We start from the raw sequence: 25,220 nt of genomic DNA, 5'->3' as shown, positions 1-25,220 counted from the left end.
CTACGAAGAAAGCCACTGGCAGTCTTCGAGTCGATAGCAAAGACCCTGGTCGAAAGACCGGGGTTTTTTGTGTCTGCGATTTGGCTTTTCCTCCCTTCATTCCTTGTCAATCCAACCTTTCTGCTCAGCCGATGCATAAAGGGCTTCCTTCATATGTCCGACATTAATTAGAATCACTCTCATTTACGATAACTCCTGGCACAGGGCTTCTTGAAATGAGTGATGCAGCGATGCCGGAGGAGCAAACTTTCCACGATGTGTACCGCGACCATCGCGGCTGGCTCGAAAGCTGGTTGAGACGACGCATGAGCAATGGTCACGATGCGGCGGACCTGAGCCAGGACACATTCGTGCGCTTGCTCGCCAGCTCCCAGCGTATTGCTGACCTGCAAGAACCCCGCGCCTACCTGGCGACCGTGGGCAAACGGCTGCTGACCAACTTCTACAAGCGCCGCAGCCTGGAGCAGGCTTACCTCAATGCGCTGGCGCTGCTGCCAGAAGACTGCGTGTCATCCCCTGAGCAGCGCTGGATCCTTCTGGAAACCTTGCAAGCCCTCGACGAATTGCTCGATGGATTGCCGACCGCGGTACGACGGGCGTTTCTCTGGAGTCAACTGGAGGGCTTGGGTTATCAAGAAATTGCCGAGCGCCTGCAAGTCTCGGAGCGCACGATCAAGCGCTACATGGCCCAAGCCTACGAGCATTGCCTGCTGGTGGCGCTGTGAGCGGTTCCGCCCCTTCGGCCGACGCCCGTCAAGTCATACGGGCTGCCGCGCAGTGGCTGGCGCTCATGGAATCGGGCACCGCCAATGAGCGAGACCGAGCCGAATTGCAGAGCTGGCGCGACAGCCATTCCAGCCACGAACAGGCATGGCAGAAAGCGCAACTCTTGCGCCAGCGCTTCACCGACCTGCCGTCAGCACTGGCGATGGCCAGTCTGGATCGACCGCAGCCGAGCCGACGCGCGGTGCTCAAGCGCGCCGTCGGCGCGGTGGCGTTGGTGCCGGCCGCCTGGCTGATCAGTCGGCAGTTGCCTTTGGATGCCTGGAGTGCCGACCTGCGGACAGCGACCGGGGAGGGCAAGAAAGTCCAGTTGGCCGACGGAAGCTCGCTGCAATTGAACACCGCGAGCGCCGTCGATATTGATCTGAGCAACCGTCTACTCAAGCTTGTTGAGGGCGAAATTGCCCTGAAAGTCCCTGGCACCTCGCCGCTAACGATCCAGACGCACTTCGGCCAGGTGGTCGTCAGTCAAAGTGAAGTATGCGTTCGTCAGTGGCAGACGGGGTGCAAGGTGTCGGTGCTTAACGGCACGGTGCAGTTGCAGCCTTTGCATGGATCGGTCTTTTCGTTGCGCGCAGGCCAGCAAGCCAGCCTTCAGGCTACGGGTGCCGGCGCTGTGGAGCCATTCGACGTCCTTGCTCCAGGCTGGCGCGACGGTGTGCTGATGGCGCAGAACCAGCCCCTGGGGGACTTTTTGCGCGAACTCAGCACCTATCGCCCGGGTGTGTTGCGCTGGGAGCCAGAACTGGATTCCCTACGCGTCACCGGCAGTTTTCGCCTGGAAGACACCGATCGAATTCTGGCGCTGCTGGCGGCCAGCCTGCCGTTGGAGGTGCATTCGCGTACGCGATATTGGGTCACGCTGCTGCCGCGCAAAAATAGTGTTTGAAGGGTGTCCCCTTTTTTCGCCTCGCTTGTCATTCAAGGCAAGTGAACGAACTAAGAGAGCTTCTTCAATGCCCGCAGTGTTCCCGTCCAGTCCGCGTTTGGCTTCATCCCGCCTGCGCCCGTTAATGCACTTGAGTCTGTTGCTGAGCCTCAGTGCCTGTCCGTTGTTCATCACCGCCGGTTGGGCCGAAGACGCGCCTCGACGCAGTTATCAGGTGCCGGCCGGCAGCCTCAGCGCAGCGCTGACCCGTTTCGCTGGGCTGGCCGGGGTCAATCTGTCGGTGGACCCGGCGCTGGTGAGTGGTCGTAACAGCCCCGGCCTGTCCGGCGAATTTGCAGTGGAGGAGGGCTTTGTCCGGTTGTTGCAGGGTTCCGGTCTGCAACTGCAGTCGGTGGGCGAACAGGCATATATTCTGACTCCAGTGCCAGAAGGCAGCGGCCTGCAACTGGGTGCCACCTCGATTCTCGGTGCCATCGACCCGGTGGACGGCGATCCGTATGCCGGCGGCCAGGTGGCGCGCCGTGGTTCGCAAGGCTTGCTGGGTTCGAAAGACTTTATGGAAACGCCTTTCAGCATGACCACCTACACCAGCGAGGTGGTCAAAAACCAGCAGGCTCGTACCTTGGGCGACCTGATCGCCAACGATCCCTCGGTTCGCGCCACCAACCCGGCGGGTGGGCGTTACGAGCAGTTCACCATTCGCGGGCTCAGTCTGTTCAACAGTGATGTTGCCTATAACGGTCTCTACGGCGTCCTGCCGACCTACACGATCGACATGGAAATGGCCGACCGCGTCGACGTCCTCAAGGGGCCAAGCCAGCTGATCAACGGCATCTCGCCGAGGGGTAGCGTGGGTGGCGGGATCAACGTGGTGCCCAAGCGCGCAACCGACAAGCCCATCACTTCGTTCACCGGCAGCTACGCGTCCGACAGTCAGGTTGGCGGTGCCGTGGATGCCGGCCGGCGCTTTGGTGAAGACAACAAGTTCGGCATTCGTTTCAACGGCGTCAAACAGTCCGGCGACACCGAATGGGATCAGCAGAATGTCGACCGCGAGATGGCCGTGCTCGGCCTGGATTTTCGCGGTGAACGCTTGCGGCTTTCGACGGACATCGGGCGCACCGAGCGTGACACCGACGCCCCGCAGGAACGCGTGCAGGTCAACGCCAGCGCGCAGGTTCCGCGTGCCAGCGATGTGCGCCACAACTATGCGCAGCCGTGGAGCAAGGCGAGCACCAACGACACGTTCGGCGCGGTGAACGGCGAATTCGATGTCAACGATTCCGTCATGCTGTACGGCGGTGTGGGCGCGCGCAAAAGCAACCATGACTTTCTCCGGCATGCCGTTGCGGTCACCAACAACGCGGGTGATTTCAGTGTTCAGCCACGTGATTTCACCCGCGACGAAAATGTCCGGACGGCCACGGCAGGGGTGCGCAACTGGTTCCACCGGCCCGGTGAGCCATGAGGTCAACCTGGCCGCCAGCTATTTCTACATGGACTTCGAAAATGGCGGCGCGCGTTACGCGGCGGCCCCCAGCAACCTCTACAACCCGGTGGAAACCCCCACGCCGCTCAGGCCCACGCGACAGGATGCGAAGGTCTATACCGAGAACCGCTTCAGCGGCGTGGCGTTGTCCGACACCCTGGGCTTTTTTGATGATCGGCTGCTGCTGACCCTCGGCGCCCGCTGGCAGCGGGTGAAGGTTGATGACTGGTCGGGCAATGTGAAAGGCGACACCGCCTACGATGAGGAAAAGGTTTCGCCGTCGGGTGGCATCCTGTTCAAGGCTACCGATAAGCTGTCGCTGTACGCCAACTACATGGAAGGCCTGAGCCAGGGCAAGATCGCGCCGTCGACTTCGGTAAACGAGGACGAAATCTTCCCGCCGTTCATCAGCCGCCAGGTCGAGGTCGGCGCCAAGTACGACGCGGGCGCATTTGCCGTGACCGCCGCAGTGTTCCGGATCAAGCAGCCGGCCTACGAAACCAACGCCACGACGCGCGTCTTCGGCCCGAACGGCAAGCGTGAGAACACAGGAGTGGAACTGAGTGTGTTCGGTGAGCCGCTCGATGGTTTCCGCCTGCTCGGCGGTGTCATGTACATCGACAGCGAGTTGACCAACACCGCCAATGGCGCCTTCGACGGCAACCGGGCGCCGGCCACGCCGAAATACAACGTCAACCTGGGCGCCGAGTGGGACGTGCCGACCGTAGAGGGCCTGACCCTCACCAGCCGAGGCATCTATTCCAGCTCGCAGTACCTGGACCAATCCAACAACAAGGAAATCGACTCCTGGGAGCGTTTCGACGTGGGCGCACGCTACGCGTTCAAGGTCGAGGAAAAGAACATCACCTTGCGCGCCAATATCGAGAACGTGGCGGACAAGCGCTACTGGAGCTCGGCCGGGGCCTCGGATGACAGCGAGCCTGGTTTGACGCTTTCGACGCCACGCACCTACTTGCTTTCAGCGACCGTCGATTTCTGAGTCGATTCCACTGCGAGGCTGCCTACGCCTGTAGCAGCTGTCGAGCCCCAGCGAGGCTGCGTTCGACTGCGAAGCAGTCGTAATACCTGCCACCCCGATCTTCCTGAAAGACCGTGGTGGTCGTTCTACGACTGCTACACAGTCGAACGCAGCCTCGCTGGGGCTCGACAGCTGCTACAAGCGGACGCAAGCGTCTATCGGTTCAGCCTTGCAAGTAGATCGCATGGGTACCTGGCGCCGAGTCTGCTGGCCAATGACCTGGCCGCTCGCGGCTGGAATCATCAGGACCTGAGCTCGTTCCTCAAACACGGCATGAGCGCCCAGGGCACGATGTTCAACGAGATGTTCCCGGTGTTCCACAACAGCACCCAAGGCCTCAATGACCCGGACCTGGCGGCGATGGCGACCTTCCTGCTCGGCGATCAACCGCCGGCGGCGAAGGTGCAGACGGACGTGCCGTTGGACAAACTCAGTACCAGCGCCCAGCGCGGTCGTCAGGACTACCTGAACGTCTGCGCCGGTTGCCACGCGGTCGGTGGCGAAGGCAAACCGCACTTCGCCGTGGCCATGCGCGGCAACACTACGCTGCGCCTGGAAGATCCGCGCAATCTGGTGCGGGTGATCGACGAAGGTATCGGCGAGCAGAAGTTCGCCGGGTTCGAAAACATGCAGCCGATGCCGGGGTTCGCCGAAAAACTCAGCCACGAGCAACTCACCGATCTGGTGAACTACCTGCGTCAGGGGTGGGGTGGTCGGTCGGGTGATCTCGCGGTGAAGGACGTGCAGACGTTGCGAGCCGATGCACCGCCGCTCGAGCACAAGGCGCACTGACATGCAGCATCTCGATCTGCAAGTCGTGCGACGGGCGCTTGAATGGTCGATGGCTGGCCGCCGCATCTGGCTGTGCACGGTGCTCGCCACTTATGGCTCGGCACCGCGTGCGCCAGGCTCGTTGCTGGCGGTGAACACCGACGGACAATGGATCGGCTCACTGCCCGGCGGCTGCGTCGAGGAAGACTTTCTTGAGCGCGTCGCTGAGGGGGCGTTTTTTGATGCGGTCAGCGTCATTCGTTATGGCGAAGGCGATGATCCGCGCTCGCGCGTGAGTTTGCCCTGTGGCGGCGTGCTCGATGTGCTGGTGGAGAAGCTTGAGTCCGAGTGCGAGGTTCAGGCTCATCTGCGGGAACTGGAGTCGGCGTTGTTGGGCCAGCGTCTGCTGATCCGCGAGGTCGATCTGGCCAGCGGTGCGCGCAGTCTGTTTGTCGATCGCGAGCAGGGCGTGCGCATCGAACGTGAGATTGACCGGGTGCGTGTGCGGATTGGCGCGGCTCAGCGTTTGCTGTTGGCGGGGTATTCCAGCGTCGCTCTGGCGTGTGCGGAGTTGGCGGTTGGCCTGGGTTTCGAGGTGATTCTTTGTGATCCACGGGACGAAGTGCTGGAAGGCGTCGTGCTAGAAAACGTCGAGATTCGTCGTCAATTGCCGTCAGTGTTCATCGCTGACGGCGGCTGCCACAGCGACACCGCGGTGGTGGCCTTGGCTCACGACCCGCGCATCGACGATCTGGCGATGATGGAAGCCGTGCGCACCGAGGCGTTTTACATCGGCTGATGGGCTCCATGCAGGCCTCGCAAAAGCGCTTCGAGCGGTAACGCAGGATTGGCGGTCTGGGAGGCGCGGAGTTGGCGTGGATTCATGCACCAATCGGGCTGAGCCTAGGGAGTAAAACCCCGGCAGAAATCGCCCTGGCCGTTCTTGCCGACATCCTGCGAATCCGTAGCGGCATCGCGCGGGATCGGCTTTAAGCACCATTTTCCCTGTGGGAGGAACCATTTCCCCTGAGGGAGCGAGCCTGCTCGCGATAGCGGACTGACAGGCAGCATTGATGTTGAATGTGACGGCCTCATCGCAAGCAGGCTCGCTCCCACAAAATCGTTGCTGTGTCGGTTAGTACCCGAACTTGTCTCGCAATCCGTAATACCACGCACCCAACGCTGCAAACGGCGTACGCAGCAATTGTCCGCCGGGGAACGGGTAGTGCGGTAGATCGGCAAACGCGTCGAAACGCTCAGCCTGGCCACGCAACGCTTCGGCCAGCACCTTGCCTGCCAAGTGTGTGTACGTCACACCGTGGCCGCTGCAACCCTGGGAATAGTAAATGTTGTCGCCGATGCGTCCGACCTGAGGAAGGCGCGACAGAGTCAGCAGGAAATTGCCGGTCCAGGCGTAGTCAATCTTCACGTCCTTGAGCTCAGGGAACGCCTTGAGCATCTTCGGCCGGATGATCGCTTCGATGTTCGCCGGATCCCGCGCTCCATAGACCACGCCGCCACCGAAGACCAGGCGCTTGTCGCCGGTCAGTCGGTAGTAATCGAGCAGGTAATTGCAGTCCTCGACGCAGTAATCCTGCGGCAGCAGGCGCTTGGCCAATTCGTCGCCCAAAGGCTCCGTGGTGATGACCTGAGTTCCGCAGGGCATCGACTTGGCCGCCAGCTCAGGCACCAGATTGCCGAGATAAGCATTGCCGGCAACGATAATGAACTTGGCCCTGACCTTGCCCTGTGGCGTATGCACCACTGGATTGGCACCGCGCTCGATGCGTACCGCCGGCGACTGCTCATAAATCGTGCCGCCCAGCGACTCGACCGCCGCCGCTTCACCCAACGCCAGGTTCAGCGGATGAATGTGCCCGCCGCTCATGTCGAGCATGCCGCCGATGTATTGATCGCAGGCCACCACTTCACGAATGCGCTTTTGATCCAGCAACTCCAGCTGCGTATGACCAAAACGTTCCCACAGACGTTTCTGCGATTCCAGATGCCCCATCTGCTTGGCGGTAATAGCAGCAAACACGCCACCGTCCTTCAAGTCGCACTGGATATTATATTTGGCGACCCGCTCACGAATGATCCGCCCGCCCTCAAACGCCATTTGCCCCAGCAACTGAGCTTGCTTGGGGCCGACGCTGCGCTCGATCACATCAATGTCACGGCTATAACTGTTAACGATCTGGCCGCCGTTACGACCCGACGCGCCGAAACCCACCTTGGCGGCTTCCAGCACCGTGACCTTAAAACCGTTCTCCAGCAGAAACAGGGCAGAGGACAGGCCGGTGTAGCCGGCACCGATCACACAGACATCAGTCTCTACGTCATCCTGCAAGGCCGGACGCGGCGGAACTGCATTGGCCGACGCGGCGTAGTAGGACTCGGGGTAGGGGGTGTTCGCCATCCGGCTGCCTCTGTTTAATATATTTTACGAGTGCATCGATCCTACCCGAGTTAAAAATCGACCGCCAGCCACCGGAAAATCTTCTTTGCCACCGCGAAATTAAATATTTTGCATATTCATAGGGTTAGCTCGAAAAAAGGTGTTGACACCCCTCCGGAATTCCGTAGAATGCCGCCTCACAGCAGGCACGTAGCTCAGTTGGTTAGAGCACCACCTTGACATGGTGGGGGTCGTTGGTTCGAGTCCAATCGCGCCTACCAAACAAAATCCGCTCTGCTGGGCGGTCTAGAAGGGCTCACCGAAAGGTGGGCCCTTTTTTGTTGTCTGGTGTTTAGCAATTCCCGCCGCTCACCGGCAGGCGATATGGTTTAGTAAGCGGAATTCTTCAGGAGATGTTGCTATGGATAAGGCGTTTCGAAATGCAATGTTTCTAACCGGCATACCGCTGACAATCTGCGGATTCAGCTTTGGTCTGACTGGGCTTTTGAACGAATCGACGCTCAGTTACATGGCGCCCGGGCTACTTATTCCAGGACTCGCTTTTATGTTGATCGGCTGGATGCAGAGCAATAAGTGAGCTTCTCGGCTTCACCGAGGTCCGTGTTCTTATTGGTGTGATACAAAGCCCACACATCTCAAGCCGTTGAAAGGACGCTCCGCTGTGGGTCGATACATTCTTTTTGTGTTGTTGTTTCCACTGGACTCGGCATCTGCGTTCGAGACCGATCCAGCAATAAATAGTTTTTCGGATGAGCATACTGACTGCGCCGGGTTCTATTTGGTCTCGGCAAGGGCTGTTAGGGCGCAACCATAACTGGCTGAGCAGAAGAAGCAGGCAGCGGTCAGTGCTTTAGCCTTTTCAAAAGAAATCACGGATGAGAACGTGACTCGAGCCAAAACGGAAAAAGCGATCAGATCAATGCTTGAAGAGGTCAATGGTGACGCCGCGAAATGGTCGAATCTAATAAATAAGTACTCGGCTAAATGCGATGAAATCGTGGCTAACCCGGGGAAGCGAGCGGATTGCTGGTTCAAGAAGTAAGATTGATCAATCGTGTGCGCCTGCTCTCTCATTGATCCTTGGCTTCTGTCGCCTGTTCCTGCCAGCAAAACTTACGGCGGTCCGCAAGGTGTTTTCAGCGACGTGGAAACCTGCAATTCAGGCGTAAACTGGCGGTGCTAGCTCATCAAAAGGAGCCGCATATGATCGCCGACCAAATGAACAAACAGGCATCTGAAGACAGGGCTGTTTGGGATCAATACTTCTGCGCTGCGTTGATTGCGGAAAGCAATCTGACGGCACCGGTTGTAGGAGGGGCTACTCACGAAGACAGGCAGAACCTGCTGGTTGAAAGGGCCAAGGCTCTTGCCGACAAGATGATGGAAAACCGGAAATAACCAGAGCCCAGCCATCGCGCTGGGCTCTTCACATCCGGCCATCTCAATGACGGTCGATGTACGCGTTATGAATCAAGCGATCAGGTCTACTTTGCCGCTCGCCAGGCGATAGATGCCGCCCACTATCTTCAACGTGCCTTTACTGAGGGCATCAGTCAGCAGTGGCGAATCATTTTTTTAGGCGCTTGACCGAGTCTTTGACATCTTGCGCGACGGCGTCGGTGGGAAGATTTCCGTGTTCCTTGAGCTCTGTCTCGATATCGTTCGGCCTTGAAGTCATTTGTCTTGGAGGTGCCGTAAACATACCGTTCATTTCCCTCCATTAGCCTTTGCAGGGCCTGGTCAGGATTGATTGAGTTTTGCGGTTTAGGTGCGGTTTCTCCGCAGCCTTGGGGACCTGGTTGGGCAGGGCGCCAGCCAATAACTGAGCGCCTTCTCCGAGTCCGGCTAATCGAAGGAACTTGCGGCGATCATTTTCGGCTTTAATCGGGTTTGAATCACACGATTTACACATGGCTGTGTACTCAGGTTGGGGATTCCATGCGCACTTGGACACCCAGTCCACGAACACTTGGACAGCGATTCCACGCTGACTTGGACACTCATTCCACGAGCACTTGGACAGTGATCTCTCACTGATCCGACCCAAGCTCAGGCAGGCAGCAACGCAGGATTATTCACTACCATCGACCTCTTTTCTCGAAGCGAAGAGGTCGTCGTGGAGCGTATATCCATGCGTAAAATCCGAGAGGTACTACGCCTAAAGTTCGACGCCGGCCTGTCCGTGCGCAAAATTGCTACCAGCCTGCGCATTAGCAGCGGCAGTGCCGGCAATTACCTGCACCGCTTCAACGCTTGCGGGCTGACTTGGCCCACGCAGTTGTCGGACGCCGAACTGGAGCGACGTCTATTCCCGCCAGCGCCGACGGTGCCCAGTGATCAACGTCCGATACCGGACTGGGCTCATGTCCATGCCGAGTTACGTCGCCCCGGCGTCACCCTGGCCCTGCTTTGGCAAGAGTATCGGCTCAGCCACCCGCAAGGTTTCCAGTACAGCTGGTTCTGCGAGCACTACCGCCTCTGGGCCGCCAAGGTCGACGTGGTCATGCGCCAGGAACACCGTGCCGGCGAGAAGCTGTTCGTTGATTACGCCGGCCAGACCGTGCCGGTCATTGATCGGCGAACCGGCGAGATCCGCCAAACGCAGATCTTCGTCGCCGTCCTCGGCGCGTCCAGCTACACCTTCGCCGAGGCCACCTGGTCGCAGAAACTGCCCGACTGGCTGGGCTCGCACGTGCGCTGCTTCGCCTTTCTCGGCGGTACATCGCAGATCCTGGTACCGGACAATCTGCGCAGCGGCGTTACCAAAGCGCATCGTTACGAGCCCGACATCAACCCCAGTTACCGCGACCTCGCCGAGCATTACGGCGTGGCCGTGTTGCCTGCCAGATCTCGCAAACCTCGGGACAAAGCCAAGGTTGAAGTCGGCGTCCAGGTGGTCGAGCGCTGGATCCTGGCGGTGCTGCGCAACCGCCAGTTCTTCTCGCTGGGCGAACTCAACACAGCCATCGCGCTGCTGCTGGATCGCCTCAATCAGAAGCCCTTCAAGAAGCTGCCCGGCTCACGCCGCTCGGCCTTCGAGACCATCGACCAACCCGCACTGCAATCGCTGCCAGCGCATCCTTATGTCTACGCCGAATGGAAAAAGGTGCGGGTACACATCGACTACCACGTCGAGGTCGACGGCCATTACTACTCGGTGCCGTATCAGCTGGTGAAGCACCAACTCGAAGTGCGGCTGACTGCGCAAACCGTCGAGTGCTTCCACGCCAACCAGCGCGTGGCCAGCCATCTGCGCTCAGCACATAAAGGCCGCCACACCACCCAAACTGAGCACATGCCCAAAAGTCACCGCGAACACGCCGAATGGACGCCCCAGCGACTGATCCACTGGGCAGAGCAGACAGGCCCGAATACGGCCGGCGTCATCGCCTACATCCTCGAACGCCGGATCCATCCGCAGCACGGCTTCCGCGCCTGCCTGGGCATCCTGCGCCTGAGCAAACAGCACGGCGAAGAGCGGCTGGAAGCCGCTTGCCAGCGAGCGCTGGCACTGGGCGCGTGCAGCTACAAAAGCCTTGAATCGATCCTGCGCCAAGGGCTGGAACGGCTGCCGCTGGCCCAGCAAAACCTGCCGTTACTGCCTGAAGAACACATCAACCTGCGCGGCCCTGGCTACTACCACTGACCTGAAAAAGGAGCACCAAAATGCTGCCCAACCCGACACTCGACAAGCTGCAAACCCTGCGCCTGCACGGCATGATCAAGGCGCTTGGCGAACAACACGCAACGCCTGACATCAACGATCTCAGCTTCGACGAACGCTTCGGTCTGATGGTCGACCGCGAGCTGACCGAGCGCGAAGACGCCCGCCTGACTACTCGCCTCAAGGCCGCACGACTGCGCCATAACGCCTGCCTGGAAGACATCGACTATCGCAGTCCGCGTGGCTTGGACAAGGCCTTGATCCTGCAACTGGGCAGCGGCCAGTGGCTGCGCGACGGCCTGAACCTGATCATCGGCGGCCCAACTGGCGTAGGCAAAACCTGGCTCGCCTGCGCGCTGGCTCATAAGGCCTGCCGCGACGGTTACAGCGTGCGTTATCTGCGCTTGCCGCGCTTGATGGAAGAACTAGGCCTGGCCCACGGCGACGGCCGCTTCGCGAAACTGATGGCGGGTTATGCCAAGACCGACTTGCTGATCCTGGACGACTGGGGCCTGGCGCCGTTTACCGCTGCGCAACGGCGCGACATGCTTGAACTGCTGGACGACCGCTACGGCAACCGCTCGACGCTAGTGACCAGCCAGATGCCAGTGGACAAATGGCACGCACTGATCGGCGATCCGACCTTGGGCGATGCGATCCTCGACCGGCTGGTGCACAACGCTTATCGGATCGAACTGAAGGGCGAATCGATGCGCAGACGCGCAACGAAATTGACGGCGACAGAGACTTCAGACTAACAATGCAAGCCTGCGTCGCTGCGCTCCGACTGCCTGCCCAAGTGGACGTGGATCAGGTGTCCAAGTGAGCGTGGAACGAGTGTCCAAATGATCGTGGGCTGAGTGTCCAAGTGTCGTGGAATCCGCACTCAGGTAACAGGGAGGGAATTGCTGTCAAAAGCGAGTGCTCAAGGAACCCTTCAGCACTGGTGTGATGAAGTCTTGACGGCTGTAGCGTTATGTTTCGGACGCTGTTTCCACGTTTGCTGGTTTGGCGCTTGATGCCCTGGCTTAGCTAGATTTCGTCTAGGAACCATAAAAATAGTGTGGATATTTAATGGGTTACGATATTTTTTAACCAGACAGTGATCGAAAATATATTGTTACAAGTGGGTTGTTAGGCTATTATCGCTCCGCGTTCACCACCACGGTTTATGCATTTTTAAGTCCCAAGCTTCCATCAGCTGCTTGGGATTTTTTTTGCCTGAAATTTGTCCTGGTTCGCTCGAGCATCAAAAGGACAGCTTCATCTATGTTCCCTTACTCTGAAAAAACGGCCATATGCCGTGTTGCTTCTATGGGAAAAGCGCGAAACGCCACTTGGGCGAACTCCGGTTTTTTGGACTACTACTGACTGGCCAAACTCAAACTCAGTCTGATGGGAGTCTATCGATGCTGGTTCATTGGTCGCTTGCGGCAATTCATCTGCTGGCTTTTGCCTTGGGGTTCTGGGCTGTTCTGACGCGGGGGACGGCATTTAGCCGCCTGGCTGCCGGCGCGGGGGAGGCTCGCCGGGTGTTGATGGCCGATAACCTGTGGGGCATCTCTGCCGTCATACTCCTGGTCACCGGTGTGATGCGTGCTTTTGGTGGGTACGAAAAAGGTACTGATTACTACCTCCACCAGCCATTGTTCCATCTCAAGATGACGCTCTTCGTTCTGATCCTGCTGCTTGAAGTTGCGCCAATGATCACGCTGATCAAATGGCGGATCGCACTGAGCCGTGGCGAGGCGATCAATACCGGGCGCGCGAAGCTGTTTGCACGGATCAGTCATGTCGAAGGGTTGCTGGTGTTACTGATGGTTGTGGCTGCCACGGGCATGGCGCGCGGCGTGACGTTTGGTTAGCCGAGTCTGATCACACTCTTCCTCGGGATTAATCCGAAACGTCTGACAGTCAGGGCAGGGGGCGTGCCGTTAATATCGGCTTCACGTTTTCAACAGGAATGGGCGAACGAATCAACGGATGGCGATACAGCGCTTGAATCTTTAGCCAGCCGTTGTCCGGGGTTGAACGGGCTGGCTACTGACTGCAACAGGATTCAGGGAGTTTGTGGCTTGTCTGGAGCGGTCAGGCCAGCCTGAATGCGTTGGTAGATTTCTTCGCGATGGACTGCGACGTCTTTCGGCGCGTTGATGCCGATCCGGACTTGCTGGCCGCTCACGCCCAGAATGGTGATCGTAATGTCGTCACCGATATTTATGCTTTCACCGACTTTGCGGGTGAGTATCAGCATGGTCTTCTCCTTGATTGCTTTGTAGGGCACCTGATTCGAACAGTGCAGAGGTCGGTGGTATGTATAGATTAGTGCGAAGTCTCACGGTTTGGGTGCCTCTTTCTGACGCGCAGATGCTGCATTAATTCCCAAGGCGTAACTATACAGAGGCCGCAACCATCATTCTCGTTGTTTTGAGCCCATTTTGCGGCACTCGGAAAGTATTCATGAATGTTAAAATCGCCGCTTTCAGCATTCAGAGGGACACGTTGTGCGCAAAATGGTCTTGGTAATCGCAGTACTGGCGTTGGTTGGGTGCGATCAAGGTAAGGGCGTTGACGCTCAAAAGCCTAAGCCGGCAGTTGTTTCCGCACCGGCGGCAGCCATCGGGCCGCAATGGGATCTCGAAGTGCGAGGCGAAACGACCCAGGCTGTCAGCGACCTGAGCGGCTGGCTGATCGAACACAGCTTTGTGCCCAGCGTCGTCAAGGAAAACGGCATGACCCGGATTCTGGTAGGGCCATTCAATTCGAAAGCCGAGGCCGAAGCCAAACAGGCCCAGGTAGCTGCAGCGCTTGTCCGGGCCAAGAAACAGAACATCGAATTGCTGGTGCTTGAGCGTCCGGTAGCCCAGTAACAGCCCTTTTCACGCAAGCCTTCTGTCGAAGCGCCTTAAAGGGGATCCACATTGACTCGTCTCTAAACGTAGTCACTGTCGATTCCCAGAAGGAGCTCTCCATGGCCTCCGCCACCCCTTACAAAATCTTCGACGCGGTTCTTGCGCACAAAACAAACCTCAGTCCTCATATGATGCGCGTGACCCTGGCCGGTCCGATGGTCACCGAAATGGCCACTTGGGCGCCGGATCAGCGGGTAAAACTGTTCTTCCCGGCCGAGGATGGGACGCCTGCCAGGCTGGCTCATGACCAGAATTGGTATGCGCGCTACCGATCAATGCCGGTGGCTCAGCGTCCGGCGATGCGCACTTACACCATTCGACACTTGCGGGCCGAGCAAGGCGAAGTGGACATCGATTTCGTTTTGCACGGTGAAACCGGTCCGGCCTCCCGCTGGGCGATGCGTGCGGTGACGGGCGAGCCTATCCAGATTGTTGCACCTGATCGCCAGTTTTCAGCGCAAGACACGGGAGGTTTCGAGTGGAAGCCGCCTCATACGCTCAAGCATCTGTTGCTGGTAGCCGATGCCACTGCATTGCCCGCCGCTCTCGGCATTCTGGATGAGATGGCTGCCTTGGCCGAGCCGCCGACCACCCAGGCATTTTTCGAGGTGGACAGTGCAGAAGACGCATTGCCGGTGCCTGAGTGGCCGGGTCTGTCGGTGCGGTGGCTGGTCCGGGATCATTCCAGCGATAAGGCAGCAGGCGCGCTGATGGTTGAAGCGGTCCGTCAGACGGAGCTGCCGGTCACTGCTTCGCTGGCTCACGAAACGGTGGAACTGGCGGAAGTCGATGTTGACGAAGAGATTCTCTGGGAAACGTCCGACTCGACCGGTGACGGTTTCTACGGCTGGATCGCCGGAGAAACGGTGGCCGTGATGAACCTGCGCAAGTATTTGATCAAGGAGCGCGGCATCGCTCGGGAGTCACTCAATCTGATGGGCTACTGGCGCTTCAACAAAAGCGGCGGATAGAAACGAACAAAGGCCTCGGGTATTACCTCCGAGGCCTTTTTGTTTTTCAGCGGTCGATCAGCCGCAGGCTTTCATGTCCACGGGCCCGACAAACTCGTTGCCGCGACCCATCACGCACGCCACGCTCTGGTTGCGCTGACGTTCCCAGGCTTCAACCGGATAGGTCTTGTTCCACGCGTCGTACAGTTGGCGATCCTGTTTCGACAGGCGCAAACCATACTGTTTGCTCATGTAGAAATACGTCCGGGCGATCATGCCGCGAATGGAAGGGCGGGGCATGACCTTCTTCGCCTTGAAGTCGACTTGGGTCAGGCACGAGCCATATTGACCCGATTGCACTGGCAGCCAACCAAAACTGAAGTTGCTGCGATCACCGTTCACCTCACCGATGCTCGGCACCAGGTTGTGCAGATCAGCCTCGGCCTTTTGATAGATAGGATCGTACCGCGTGCAGTTCTTGCGTCCGCCCTCTTGCCAGCACTGGCGCTGATGGCCGATCTGCCAGGCCGGAACGATGTGCTCCCACTCAATGCGGGCGGCGCGCTTGGCATTCTTGCGCGGCACATACCCACACGCTGCGAGGTTGACCTTATTGCCGGTGTATTTGCAGCCGCAATAGAACTCGGTGGATTGCGGCGCGTACAACTTCCAGGCGACTTTCTTGGCTTCGCTGAAGGTGCGTGGGGCGCCAGCCTGGGCGCCGAGGGTGATGAACAGAAACAGCAAAGCAAACCAGCGGACACTCATTGACTCAATCTTCCTTCGGCACAACCCAGAAAATCTGCACACCGCCATCGTCGCGATAGGCGAGCGTGACGTTGTCGTTCTCATCGATTTCTTCGAGCAATTGCTCCCACTCATCCACAGGTTCGTCCGGTAGACGGAAGATAAGTGCGGCTTTGGCTTTCTGAGCAGTGGGCGAATTGATGATTTTCTGAACGCGAATACCCATGCGTTCGTAGGCGTCAGGAGAGGCAGAGGTGGTGGCCACGGAATTATCCTTATTAAGCTGTACGTGCATACAGTATTTAACTGTAGGCATTTTCGCAACTGCTTAAAATTCAAGAAAATCCTCTGACAGCAGTTTTTTCCGTTTGGTGTAGGAAGAAGGGAAAATTTTTATCGGAATATCGGAAGGGGCGTAAACCACTCGCCAAGGCTGGCGAGTGGTGATTGCAGTGCCCGGCCGGAATCGGTCGGGCGAGGGTGAATCAGTATTCCCAGAACATCCGCTGCAGCTCTTTGCTGTCGTTGGTCTTGGTCAACGCGACCATGGCCAGGATGCGGGCTTTTTGCGGGTTCAGGTCATGCGCCACGACCCAGTCGTACTTGTCGTCAGGCTGTTCGGCGTTACGCAGGACGAAACCGCCGGCATTGACGTGGGACGAACGAATGATTTGCACGCCGTCCTTGCGCAGGGCTTGCAGGGCAGGAACCACACGCGAAGAGACCGAACCGTTGCCGGTGCCGGCATGGATGATCGCTTTGGCGCCGGACTGAGCCAGTGCCTTGTAGGCTGTGTCGCTGACGTTGCCGTAGGAATAGGCGATTTCGACGTCAGGCAGGCTCTTGATAGTTTTGATGTCGAATTCCGAGTCCATGGTGTGACGCTTGGCCGGCAGACGGAACCAGTAGGATTTGCCTTCAACCACCATGCCGAGCGGGCCCCAGGCACTTTTAAACGCCTCGGTTTTGATGTTGATCATTTTGCTGACGTCGCGACCCGACTGGATCTCATCATTCATGGTCACCAGCACACCTTTGCCGCGGGCTTCTTTGCTGCTGGCGACGGCAACGGCGTTGTACAGGTTGAGCATGCCGTCAGCCGACATCGCGGTGCCCGGGCGCATAGAGCCGACGACGATGATTGGCTTGTCGGTTTTTTCCACCAGGTTCAGGAAGTAGGCGGTTTCTTCCAGGGTGTCGGTGCCGTGGGTGATCACGATGCCATCAACGTCTTTGCTGTCTGCCAGTTCGGCCACGCGACGACCCAGTTGCAGCAGGTTGTCGTTGGTGATGCTTTCCGAAGCGATCTGCATGACCTGTTCGCCGCGAACATTGGCCAATTGGCTGAGTTCCGGAACCCCGGCGATCAGTTGCTCGATACCGACTTTCGCCGCCTGGTAGGTCGCGCTGTTAGCGGCGCTCGCGCCGGCGCCGGCAATGGTGCCGCCGGTGGCAAGGATCACCACGTTGGCCAGTTTCTGTTGGGTTTCGACTTCTTTTGCCTGAAGGGCAGTAGGCAGGAGCAGCAGGAGGGCCAAAGCGCCCGGAATAAAGGTGTTGAGGGCAGATTTCATTATTTTCTCTCTAGTAGTGAGACGGTGCTGATGCAAGTTCATCTAGATACGCCCCAGGCAGATCTGAACGCTTGGGCTATAGGTGAAGAGCAGGATCTGTACCAGCCATACGTTGAATGAGAAAAACTTTTAACATGATGATTTATATCAATATTTATCCATTGGATTACCGGTGTTGAACAGCCTCGTGTCCGGGTTTCCGAATAAGTTGAGGATTCGTGTTCGGCTCTCCGAAAAGGCCTACGACCTCTGGTGAACACATCGCCTTGCCAGAAAGAAAATCAGTGCTAAAGAAACCCGCGCACAGGTCGATACCCCTTCAAGGATTTTTTTCGGGAGTTCACATGTCTTTTTCTGTCGGTTTTCCAAATGCAGGCGCAATCACCATCGGTGGCAAGACTCCGTCGACGATCAATGCCTAGAGCGAAGCGACGGAAGAGACGTCCACGCAACTGACTGGAAAAGAAGAAAATCAGGTCAGGACCGGTGGTGCTGCTCAGGGCGAAAGCAAATCCGAGAGCAAAAGCAGTCAAAGTATCGCGGTGCAAGTACTGCTCAAGCGCATGCAGGAACTGCAATAGCAGATGCGCGAACAACAGCAGCAATTGGCGGCCGCTCAGGCAACGTCCTATCCAACCGAGGAAGCCAAAGCCACCGCCGTCATGTCGATCCAGGGGCAGATCGCCGATATCAATGGCGCGCTGGCGCAAGTCTCCGGCAATCTGGTGAAAGAACTGGCCAAAGACTCCAGCACCGGCACGCTGATCAGCACGACGGCGTAATGTGAAGGGTTGGTATTTGCCAACAGAGACGCAAAACAGGTCGTTGACAAATCTCAGCAGGGTTCGCATAGTTCGGTCTACGCAAACGTTTGCGCGCTGTTCGCGATGACTCGAACCATTGACGGACGCAATGAAGCCTACGCCAGCGCAAGCGTTGCTCACAATAATCATAAGATCGGAGTGAACCCATGAAGCTGCCATTCGCTGGACGTCTTCTTGCTGTCGCTATGCTGGCCGCCGCATCCGCCGCGCTGCCTGTCTCTTCGGCATTCGCCGAGACCCCTGAAAAACCCAAAGTCGCGCTGGTCATGAAATCCCTGGCCAACGAGTTCTTCCTGACCATGGAAGACGGCGCCAAGGCGTATCAGAAAGACCATTCCGGCGATTTTGAACTGATCTCCAACGGCATCAAGGACGAAACGGATACCGCTGGCCAGACGCGCATCGTCGAGCAAATGATTCTGGCCAAGGTCAATGCGCTGGTCATTGCGCCGGCGGACTCCAAGGCCATGGTTCCGGTGATCAAGAAAGCCATCGATGCCGGCATCACCGTGATCAACATCGATAACCAACTCGACCCGGCCGTGGTCAAAAGCAAGAACATCACCGTCCCGTTCGTAGGCCCGGATAACCGCAAAGGTGCGCGTCTGGTCGGCGAATACCTGGCCAAGCAGCTGAAGGCCGGTGACGAAGTCGGCATCATTGAAGGCGTGTCCACCACCACCAACGCCCAGGCCCGCACCGCAGGCTTCAAAGACGCGATGGAAGCGGCGCAGATCAAGGTCGTCTCGTTGCAGTCCGGTGACTGGGAGATCGACAAGGGCAACAAGGTTGCCGCCTCGATTCTCAGCGAATACCCAGAAGTCAAAGCCCTGCTGGCCGGTAACGACAGCATGGCCGTCGGTGCAGTGTCTGCCGTGCGTGCGGCAGGCAAGGCGGGCAAGGTGCAAGTGGTCGGTTACGACAACATCAACGCCATCAAACCAATGTTGAAAGACGGCCGGGTCCTGGCGACCGCTGACCAGTTTGCCGCGAAGCAAGCCGTGTTCGGTATCGAGACTGCGCTGAAAATCATCAAGGGCGAGAAGGTCGACAGCGGCACCAACGGCGTGATCGAAACTCCGGTAGAGCTCGTCACCAAGTAATCCTTCTGGCGACACAACGGTGCTCGCCCGTCCGGGCGAGTACATGGAGAGTTTATGTCAGTTTCCGCCCCGAACGCTGTCCTCTCGGTCAGCGGCATCGGCAAGACCTACGCCCAACCCGTCCTGACCGGTATTGACCTGACGCTGATGCGCGGCGAGGTGCTGGCGCTGACCGGCGAGAATGGCGCCGGCAAAAGCACGCTGTCGAAAATCATTGGTGGGCTGGTAACGCCGACCACCGGCCAGATGCAATTCCAGGGGCAGGATTACCGCCCCGGCAGCCGCACCCAGGCCGAAGACCTGGGCATCCGCATGGTCATGCAAGAACTCAATCTGTTGCCGACCCTGTCGGTGGCGGAAAACCTGTTTCTCGACAACTTGCCCAGCAATGGCGGCTGGATCAGCCGCAAGCAACTGCGCAAAGCCGCGATCGAGGCCATGGCCCAGGTCGGGCTCGACGCAATAGACCCGGACACCCTGGTCGGCGAACTCGGCATCGGTCACCAACAAATGGTCGAGATCGCGCGCAACCTGATCGGCGATTGCCATGTGCTGATCCTCGACGAACCGACCGCGATGCTGACCGCTCGTGAAGTCGAGATGCTGTTCGAACAGATCACCCGCTTGCAGGCTCGCGGCGTGTCGATCATCTATATCTCCCATCGCCTCGAAGAACTGGCGCGAGTGGCCCAGCGCATTGCGGTGTTGCGCGACGGCAACCTGGTCTGCGTCGAGCCGATGGCCAATTACAACAGCGAGCAATTGGTCACCCTGATGGTTGGCCGTGAACTCGGCGAACACATGGACCTGGGGCCGCGCAACATTGGCGCACCAGCCTTGACGGTCAAAGGGCTGACCCGCTCGGATAAAGTTCGCGACGTGTCATTCGAAGTACGCGCCGGCGAGATCTACGGGATTTCCGGATTGATCGGGGCAGGGCGTACCGAGTTGCTGCGTCTGATCTTCGGTGCCGACACAGCGGACAGCGGCACCGTCGCGTTGGGTTCACCCGCTCAAATAGTGAGTATTCGCTCGCCGGCTGATGCGGTCGGTCACGGCATCGCCCTGATCACCGAGGACCGCAAAGGCGAAGGCCTGCTGCTGACCCAATCGATCAGCGCCAACATCGCGCTGGGCAACATGCCGGTGATTTCCAGTGGCGGCATCGTCAACAACGCTGACGAAATGTCCCTGGCCCAACGTCAGATCGACGCCATGCGCATCCGCAGTTCGAGCCCGACGCAGTTGGTCTCCGAGCTGTCGGGGGGCAACCAGCAGAAGGTCGTGATCGGCCGTTGGCTCGAGCGCGACTGCTCTGTAATGCTGTTCGATGAACCGACCCGTGGCATCGATGTGGGCGCCAAGTTCGACATTTATGCACTGCTCGGTGAGCTGACCCGACAGGGCAAGGCGCTGGTGGTGGTGTCCAGCGACCTGCGTGAGCTGATGCTGATCTGCGACCGGATCGGCGTTTTGTCGGCGGGGCGCCTGATCGACACCTTCGAGCGCGACAGCTGGACCCAGGATGATTTGCTTGCCGCCGCGTTTGCCGGCTACCAAAAACGTGATGCGTTGCTCAACGAAGCAGCGCCTAGGGACCTTTCATGAAAACTGCATCTTCCGCCGGCAAACGTAGTGGCAATTTCTACGGTCTGGGCACCTATCTGGGCCTGGCCGGTGCCTTGCTGGCGATGGTTGCGCTGTTCTCGGTATTGAGCAGCCATTTCCTGTCTTACGACACGTTCAGCACCCTGGCCAACCAGATTCCCGATTTGATGGTGCTGGCTGTCGGCATGACGTTCGTGCTGATCATCGGTGGCATCGACCTGTCGGTCGGCTCGGTATTGGCGCTTGCGGCGTCGGCCGTCAGTGTGGCGATTCTTGGCTGGGGCTGGAGTGTCCTGCCTGCCGCGCTGCTCGGGATGGCGATTGCGGCTTTGGCCGGAACCATCACCGGATCAATCACCGTGGCGTGGCGCATTCCGTCGTTCATCGTGTCCCTCGGCGTGCTGGAAATGGCCCGTGGCGTGGCGTATCAGATGACCGGTTCGCGCACTGCTTATATCGGTGATGCCTTCGCCTGGCTGTCTAACCCGATTGCCTTTGGCATCTCGCCGTCGTTCATCATTGCCTTGCTGATCATCATCATCGCTCAGGCGGTGTTGACCCGTACCGTGTTCGGTCGCTACCTGATCGGCATCGGCACCAACGAAGAAGCGGTGCGTCTGGCAGGGATCAATCCAAAACCCTACAAGATCCTGGTATTCAGTCTGATGGGGCTGCTGGCCGGTATTGCTGCGCTATTCCAGATTTCCCGTCTGGAAGCGGCGGACCCGAATGCAGGCTCCGGACTGGAGCTGCAAGTGATCGCCGCCGTGGTAATCGGCGGCACCAGTCTGATGGGCGGCCGTGGTTCGGTGATCAGCACGTTCTTTGGGGTTCTGATCATTTCCGTACTGGCGGCAGGCCTGGCGCAGATCGGCGCGACCGAGCCCACCAAACGCATCATCACCGGCGCAGTGATCGTGGTGGCGGTGGTGCTGGATACTTATCGCAGTCAGCGCGCAAGCCGGCGGACCTGAGTCATGGCAACGATCAAGGATGTAGCGGCACTCGCGGGGATTTCCTACACCACGGTTTCCCACGTGGTGAACAAGACCCGGCCGGTCAGCGAAGAGGTGCGGATCAAAGTCGAGGCGGCGATCAAAACTCTGGATTACGTGCCGAGTGCCGTGGCCCGCTCATTGAAAGCCAAGACCACGGCGACCATCGGTTTGCTGGTGCCTAACAGCCTCAACCCGTACTTCGCCGAACTGGCCCGTGGCATCGAGGATTACTGCGAGCGTAACGGCTATTGCGTGATCCTCTGCAATTCCGACGACAACCCGGACAAACAGCGCAGTTACCTGCGCGTGCTGCTGGAAAAGCGTGTCGACGGGTTGATCGTGGCCTCGGCCGGCGGTGACGCGGGGCTGGCGGAAGGTCTCGCTGGCGTGCGCACGCCGATGGTCATCGTCGACCGCGGGCTGGAAGGTGTGAATGCCGACCTGGTGCGTATCGACCACGAATACGGCGCCTATCTGGCCACCCGGCATCTGCTGGAACTGGGCCATCGGGACATCGCCACCATTAGTGGCCCGGCGGGTACAAGCGTGGCGCAGATGCGTCTGGCCGGTTATTGCCGTGCCTTGCAGGAGGCGGGCGTCGAAGTGCATTCGGAGCGCATGCTGGAAAGTGACTTCACCAGCACTGGCGGTTACAACGCTGCCGCGATTCTGTTGGAAAAGAACCCGCCCAGCGCGATCTTCGCCGGCAACGACATGATCGGCATCGGTGTGTTGCGAGCGGCTGCCGAGCGCAATGTTCGTGTACCGACCGAACTGTCGGTGATCGGCTTCGACGATATCCAGATGAGCCGTTATGTCTACCCGGCGCTGACTACCGTGGGCCAGTCGATCCTGCGGCTCGGTGAGATGGCGGCCGAGGTTCTGTTACGACGCATCGCATCACCCGATATGGCCACCGATCAACGGATCGTGACGCCCAGTATTGTCCTGCGAGAATCGACTGCACCGCTCGCCGGTGTGTTCGACGAATACCGCTGAAACCGAATTGACGAGTAGTGATGTATGCCAGCAAAAGTAGTGGTGATAGGCAGCCTGAACATGGACCTGGTGACCCGGGCTCCACGGTTGCCCCGTGGCGGTGAGACGCTGATCGGCAAGTCGTTTGCCACGGTTTCCGGCGGCAAGGGCGCGAACCAGGCAGTCGCCGCGGCGCGGCTTGGGGCACAGGTGTCGATGGTCGGTTGTGTCGGCAGCGATGCTTATGGGGAAGAACTGCGCGGGGCGCTTTTGGCCGAGCAGATCGACTGCCAGGCAGTCAGCACGGTAGAAGGCTCCAGCGGCGTGGCCTTGATTGTGGTCGATGACAACAGTCAGAACGCAATCGTGATCGTCGCCGGTGCCAATGGTGCGCTGACGCCACAAGTCATCGACCAGTTCGATTCGGTATTGCAGACGGCGGACGTGATCATTTGTCAGCTGGAAGTGCCGGATGCCACGGTGGGTCATGCCCTCAAACGCGGCCGCGAGCTGGGCAAAATCGTGATCCTCAACCCGGCCCCGGCCAGTCGCCCACTACCGGCGGATTGGTATACGTCCATCGATTATCTGATTCCCAATGAAAGCGAAGCCTCGGCCCTGAGTGGCTTGCCGGTGGACTCCCTTGAAACCGCCGAAACCGCCGCGACCCGCCTGATCGCTCTGGGCGCCGGTAAGGTCATCATCACCCTTGGCGCTCAAGGATCGATGTTCGCCAACGGCGCCGGCTTCGAACATTTCCCGGCGCCGAAGGTGAAGGCTGTCGATACCACGGCGGCAGGCGACACCTTCGTCGGTGGGTTCGCCGCCGCGCTGGCGTCCGGCAAGACTGAAGCCGAAGCGATCCGTTTCGGCCAGGTCGCCGCGGCGCTTTCGGTCACCCGTGCCGGCGCGCAACCCTCGATTCCCACCTTGTCCGATGTCCAGGCGTTCAAAGCACCATGAAAAAGACACCATTGCTCAACGTCGCGCTGTCTCGGCTGATCGCGTCCCTTGGCCACGGCGATATGGTCGTGATCGGCGATGCCGGCCTGCCGGTACCGCCGGGCGTCGAACTGATCGACCTGGCCCTGACCCAGGGTATTCCGGATTTCGTCAGCACTTTGAAGGTCGTTCTCAGCGAAATGCAGGTTGAGCGCCATGTGCTGGCGCAGGAAATTCTGGACAAACAACCACCCGCCTTGAGCTCGCTGGATGAGCTGAATGCCAAAGGCGCACTGGGCCAGCGTGAGCTGCTCAGTCATGAGCAGTTCAAAGTCCTCAGCCAACAGGCGCGAGCGATTGTTCGTACAGGCGAATGTGCGCCGTACTGCAACATCGTGCTGGTATCGGGGGTGACGTTCTAACGCGCTGTACACACATTTGTTTCCCCACGCACAAGGAGTGCGATATGCACCGCTATGCTCAGAAACTGCACCACCTGCTCCGGAGTCTGCTGCTTTTGTCCCTGATTACTGCAACGAGCGCCCAGGCGGCGGAAAAGATCGATTTGATCATCGACACCGATCCCGGTGCCGACGACGTAGTCGCCTTGCTGTTTGCGTTGGCGTCGCCTGAAGAACTGAATATTCGTGCGCTGACCACCGTCGCTGGCAACGTGCGTCTGGACAAGACTTCGCGAAATGCACGACTGGCCCGTGAGTGGGCGGGGCGCGAGGAGGTGCCGGTTTACGCGGGCGCACCGAAGCCGTTGATGCGCACGCCAATCTATGCGGAAAACATCCATGGCAAGGAAGGTCTGTCGGGCGTCGCCGTGCACGAGCCGAAGAAGGGCCTGGCCGAAGGCAACGCGGTCAATTATCTGATCGATACCTTGAAGGCCGCCAAACCCCACAGCATCACCATCGCCATGCTGGGTCCACAGACCAACCTGGCCTTGGCGCTGATCCAGGAACCTGAAATCGTTCAGGGCATCAAGGAAGTGGTGATCATGGGGGGCGCACACTTCAACGGCGGCAACATTACCCCGGTGGCCGAGTTCAACCTGTTCGCCGACCCGCAGGCTGCGGAAGTGGTGCTCAAAAGTGGCGTGAAGCTGACTTATCTGCCGCTGGACGTGACCCACAAGATTCTCACCAGTGACGCGCGCCTGAAGCAGATCGCAGCGATCAACAACAATGCCAGCAAACTGGTGGGCGATATTCTCAATGAGTACGTCAAGGGCGACATGGAGCACTACGGTATTCCCGGTGGTCCGGTGCATGACGCAACTGTCATCGCTTACCTGCTCAAGCCTGAATTGTTCACCGGTCGTTCGGTCAACGTGGTCGTTGATAGCCGCGAAGGCCCGACCTTCGGTCAAACCATTGTCGACTGGTATGACGGCCTGAAAGCGCCGAAGAATGCGTTCTGGGTTGAGAGCGGCGATGCCCAGGGTTTCTTCGACCTGCTGACCCAGCGTCTGGCTCGTCTGAAGTAAGCCGCATGCCCGCAGGTGCTAGCCTGCGGGTTTTT

Annotated in this window: 21 protein-coding genes, 1 tRNA gene and 5 pseudogenes; 21 read left to right on the top strand and 6 right to left on the bottom strand. The window is 58.8% G+C overall.

Annotated features, from left to right (window positions below):
• The first annotated feature begins 215 nt into the window (after positions 1-215).
• The 5 genes and pseudogenes from ACYZTM_RS04575 (at position 216) to ACYZTM_RS04555 (ending at position 5,964) form a co-directional block, all read left to right on the top strand.
• Positions 216-725 (top strand): sigma-70 family RNA polymerase sigma factor, encoded by a 510-nt coding sequence (locus ACYZTM_RS04575; RefSeq protein WP_461987311.1) that lies wholly within the window; start codon positions 216-218, stop codon positions 723-725.
• On the top strand, positions 722-1,672 hold the full coding sequence (locus ACYZTM_RS04570) for a FecR domain-containing protein (RefSeq protein ID WP_461987309.1): 951 nt from the start codon (positions 722-724) through the stop codon (positions 1,670-1,672). Before ACYZTM_RS04575 ends, ACYZTM_RS04570 begins: the two co-directional genes overlap by 4 nt.
• Before the next feature lie 67 nt (positions 1,673-1,739).
• Positions 1,740-4,161: pseudogene (locus ACYZTM_RS04565) on the top strand (TonB-dependent siderophore receptor).
• Between the two features lie 222 nt (positions 4,162-4,383).
• Positions 4,384-4,992, top strand: a pseudogene (locus ACYZTM_RS04560) (c-type cytochrome); the annotation flags it as partial.
• Between the two features lies 1 nt (position 4,993).
• Positions 4,994-5,964, top strand: a pseudogene (locus ACYZTM_RS04555) (XdhC family protein).
• Positions 5,965-6,106: 142 nt separating this feature from the next.
• Here the strand turns inward: ACYZTM_RS04555 and ACYZTM_RS04550 are convergent.
• Positions 6,107-7,390 carry an NAD(P)/FAD-dependent oxidoreductase gene (locus ACYZTM_RS04550; RefSeq protein ID WP_461987307.1) on the bottom strand — a complete coding sequence of 428 codons (1,284 nt, stop codon included), beginning with the start codon at positions 7,388-7,390 and terminating at the stop codon, positions 6,107-6,109.
• A 183-nt stretch (positions 7,391-7,573) separates the two neighbouring features.
• On the opposite strand from ACYZTM_RS04550, the gene ACYZTM_RS04545 reads away from it, so the two are divergent.
• The 3 genes from ACYZTM_RS04545 to ACYZTM_RS04535 all read left to right on the top strand — a co-directional run bounded on the left by ACYZTM_RS04545 (position 7,574) and on the right by ACYZTM_RS04535 (position 8,788).
• Positions 7,574-7,650: transfer RNA gene (locus ACYZTM_RS04545), tRNA-Val, on the top strand.
• A 140-nt stretch (positions 7,651-7,790) separates the two neighbouring features.
• Positions 7,791-7,967, top strand: coding sequence for a hypothetical protein (locus ACYZTM_RS04540; RefSeq protein ID WP_461987305.1), 177 nt, complete (start codon positions 7,791-7,793; stop codon positions 7,965-7,967).
• Between the two features lie 626 nt (positions 7,968-8,593).
• Positions 8,594-8,788, top strand: a complete 195-nt coding sequence (locus ACYZTM_RS04535) for a hypothetical protein (RefSeq protein WP_131059553.1) — start codon at positions 8,594-8,596, stop codon at positions 8,786-8,788.
• Positions 8,789-8,860: 72 nt separating this feature from the next.
• On the opposite strand, the pseudogene ACYZTM_RS04530 reads toward ACYZTM_RS04535, so the two are convergent.
• Positions 8,861-9,302: pseudogene (locus ACYZTM_RS04530) on the bottom strand (carbonic anhydrase).
• 219 nt (positions 9,303-9,521) lie between these two features.
• On the opposite strand from ACYZTM_RS04530, the gene istA reads away from it, so the two are divergent.
• The 3 genes from istA to ACYZTM_RS04515 all read left to right on the top strand — a co-directional run bounded on the left by istA (position 9,522) and on the right by ACYZTM_RS04515 (position 12,919).
• Positions 9,522-11,036 (top strand): IS21 family transposase, encoded by a 1,515-nt coding sequence (gene istA / locus ACYZTM_RS04525; RefSeq protein WP_461984080.1) that lies wholly within the window; start codon positions 9,522-9,524, stop codon positions 11,034-11,036.
• Between the two features lie 20 nt (positions 11,037-11,056).
• Entirely contained in the window at positions 11,057-11,812 is a 756-nt protein-coding gene (gene istB, locus ACYZTM_RS04520) for an IS21-like element ISPsy14 family helper ATPase IstB (protein WP_461984078.1), read from the top strand.
• A 651-nt stretch (positions 11,813-12,463) separates the two neighbouring features.
• Positions 12,464-12,919, top strand: coding sequence for a DUF2214 family protein (locus ACYZTM_RS04515; protein WP_461987303.1), 456 nt, complete (start codon positions 12,464-12,466; stop codon positions 12,917-12,919).
• A 194-nt stretch (positions 12,920-13,113) separates the two neighbouring features.
• Here ACYZTM_RS04515 and csrA read toward each other — a convergent pair whose 3' ends face one another.
• Positions 13,114-13,308: a carbon storage regulator CsrA gene (gene csrA, locus ACYZTM_RS04510; protein WP_007938114.1), complete on the bottom strand. Its 195-nt coding sequence runs from the start codon at positions 13,306-13,308 to the stop codon at positions 13,114-13,116.
• Positions 13,309-13,558: 250 nt separating this feature from the next.
• On the opposite strand from csrA, the gene ACYZTM_RS04505 reads away from it, so the two are divergent.
• On the top strand, positions 13,559-13,924 hold the full coding sequence (locus tag ACYZTM_RS04505) for an SPOR domain-containing protein (RefSeq protein WP_131059555.1): 366 nt from the start codon (positions 13,559-13,561) through the stop codon (positions 13,922-13,924).
• Between the two features lie 101 nt (positions 13,925-14,025).
• Complete coding sequence (locus ACYZTM_RS04500; RefSeq protein WP_131059556.1) at positions 14,026-14,937, top strand: siderophore-interacting protein; 912 nt, start codon at positions 14,026-14,028, stop codon at positions 14,935-14,937.
• A gap of 57 nt (positions 14,938-14,994) precedes the next feature.
• Here the strand turns inward: ACYZTM_RS04500 and ACYZTM_RS04495 are convergent, their stop codons facing one another.
• From ACYZTM_RS04495 to ACYZTM_RS04485, 3 genes are all read right to left on the bottom strand, one after another.
• Positions 14,995-15,684, bottom strand: coding sequence for an endonuclease (locus ACYZTM_RS04495; protein ID WP_131059557.1), 690 nt, complete (start codon positions 15,682-15,684; stop codon positions 14,995-14,997).
• Positions 15,685-15,688: 4 nt separating this feature from the next.
• A complete protein-coding gene (locus ACYZTM_RS04490) occupies positions 15,689-15,979 on the bottom strand; it encodes a DUF1654 domain-containing protein (protein ID WP_131059558.1) in 291 nt (96 codons plus the stop codon).
• 169 nt (positions 15,980-16,148) lie between these two features.
• Complete coding sequence (locus ACYZTM_RS04485) at positions 16,149-17,237, bottom strand: asparaginase (RefSeq protein WP_131059559.1); 1,089 nt, start codon at positions 17,235-17,237, stop codon at positions 16,149-16,151.
• A 344-nt stretch (positions 17,238-17,581) separates the two neighbouring features.
• Here ACYZTM_RS04485 and ACYZTM_RS04480 point away from each other — a divergent pair.
• The 8 genes and pseudogenes from ACYZTM_RS04480 (at position 17,582) to ACYZTM_RS04445 (ending at position 25,185) form a co-directional block, all read left to right on the top strand.
• Positions 17,582-18,019: pseudogene (locus tag ACYZTM_RS04480) on the top strand (hypothetical protein).
• 188 nt (positions 18,020-18,207) lie between these two features.
• Positions 18,208-19,164: a substrate-binding domain-containing protein gene (locus ACYZTM_RS04475; RefSeq protein WP_461987299.1), complete on the top strand. Its 957-nt coding sequence runs from the start codon at positions 18,208-18,210 to the stop codon at positions 19,162-19,164.
• Between the two features lie 54 nt (positions 19,165-19,218).
• On the top strand, positions 19,219-20,772 hold the full coding sequence (locus ACYZTM_RS04470; protein ID WP_131059561.1) for a sugar ABC transporter ATP-binding protein: 1,554 nt from the start codon (positions 19,219-19,221) through the stop codon (positions 20,770-20,772).
• Positions 20,769-21,746: an ABC transporter permease gene (locus ACYZTM_RS04465; RefSeq protein ID WP_010455954.1), complete on the top strand. Its 978-nt coding sequence runs from the start codon at positions 20,769-20,771 to the stop codon at positions 21,744-21,746. Before ACYZTM_RS04470 ends, ACYZTM_RS04465 begins: the two co-directional genes overlap by 4 nt.
• 3 nt (positions 21,747-21,749) lie before the next feature.
• Positions 21,750-22,769: a LacI family DNA-binding transcriptional regulator gene (locus ACYZTM_RS04460; protein WP_461987297.1), complete on the top strand. Its 1,020-nt coding sequence runs from the start codon at positions 21,750-21,752 to the stop codon at positions 22,767-22,769.
• A 24-nt stretch (positions 22,770-22,793) separates the two neighbouring features.
• On the top strand, positions 22,794-23,711 hold the full coding sequence (gene rbsK, locus ACYZTM_RS04455) for a ribokinase (RefSeq protein ID WP_131059563.1): 918 nt from the start codon (positions 22,794-22,796) through the stop codon (positions 23,709-23,711).
• Entirely contained in the window at positions 23,708-24,112 is a 405-nt protein-coding gene (gene rbsD, locus ACYZTM_RS04450; protein ID WP_461987294.1) for a D-ribose pyranase, read from the top strand. The genes rbsK and rbsD overlap by 4 nt, the downstream gene beginning before the upstream one ends.
• Before the next feature lie 44 nt (positions 24,113-24,156).
• Positions 24,157-25,185: a nucleoside hydrolase gene (locus ACYZTM_RS04445; protein ID WP_461987292.1), complete on the top strand. Its 1,029-nt coding sequence runs from the start codon at positions 24,157-24,159 to the stop codon at positions 25,183-25,185.
• The last annotated feature ends 35 nt before the right edge of the window (positions 25,186-25,220 follow it).

Source organism: Pseudomonas sp. MDT2-39-1 (assembly GCF_054898085.1).
This window is presented reverse-complemented; position numbering and strand designations above follow the sequence as displayed.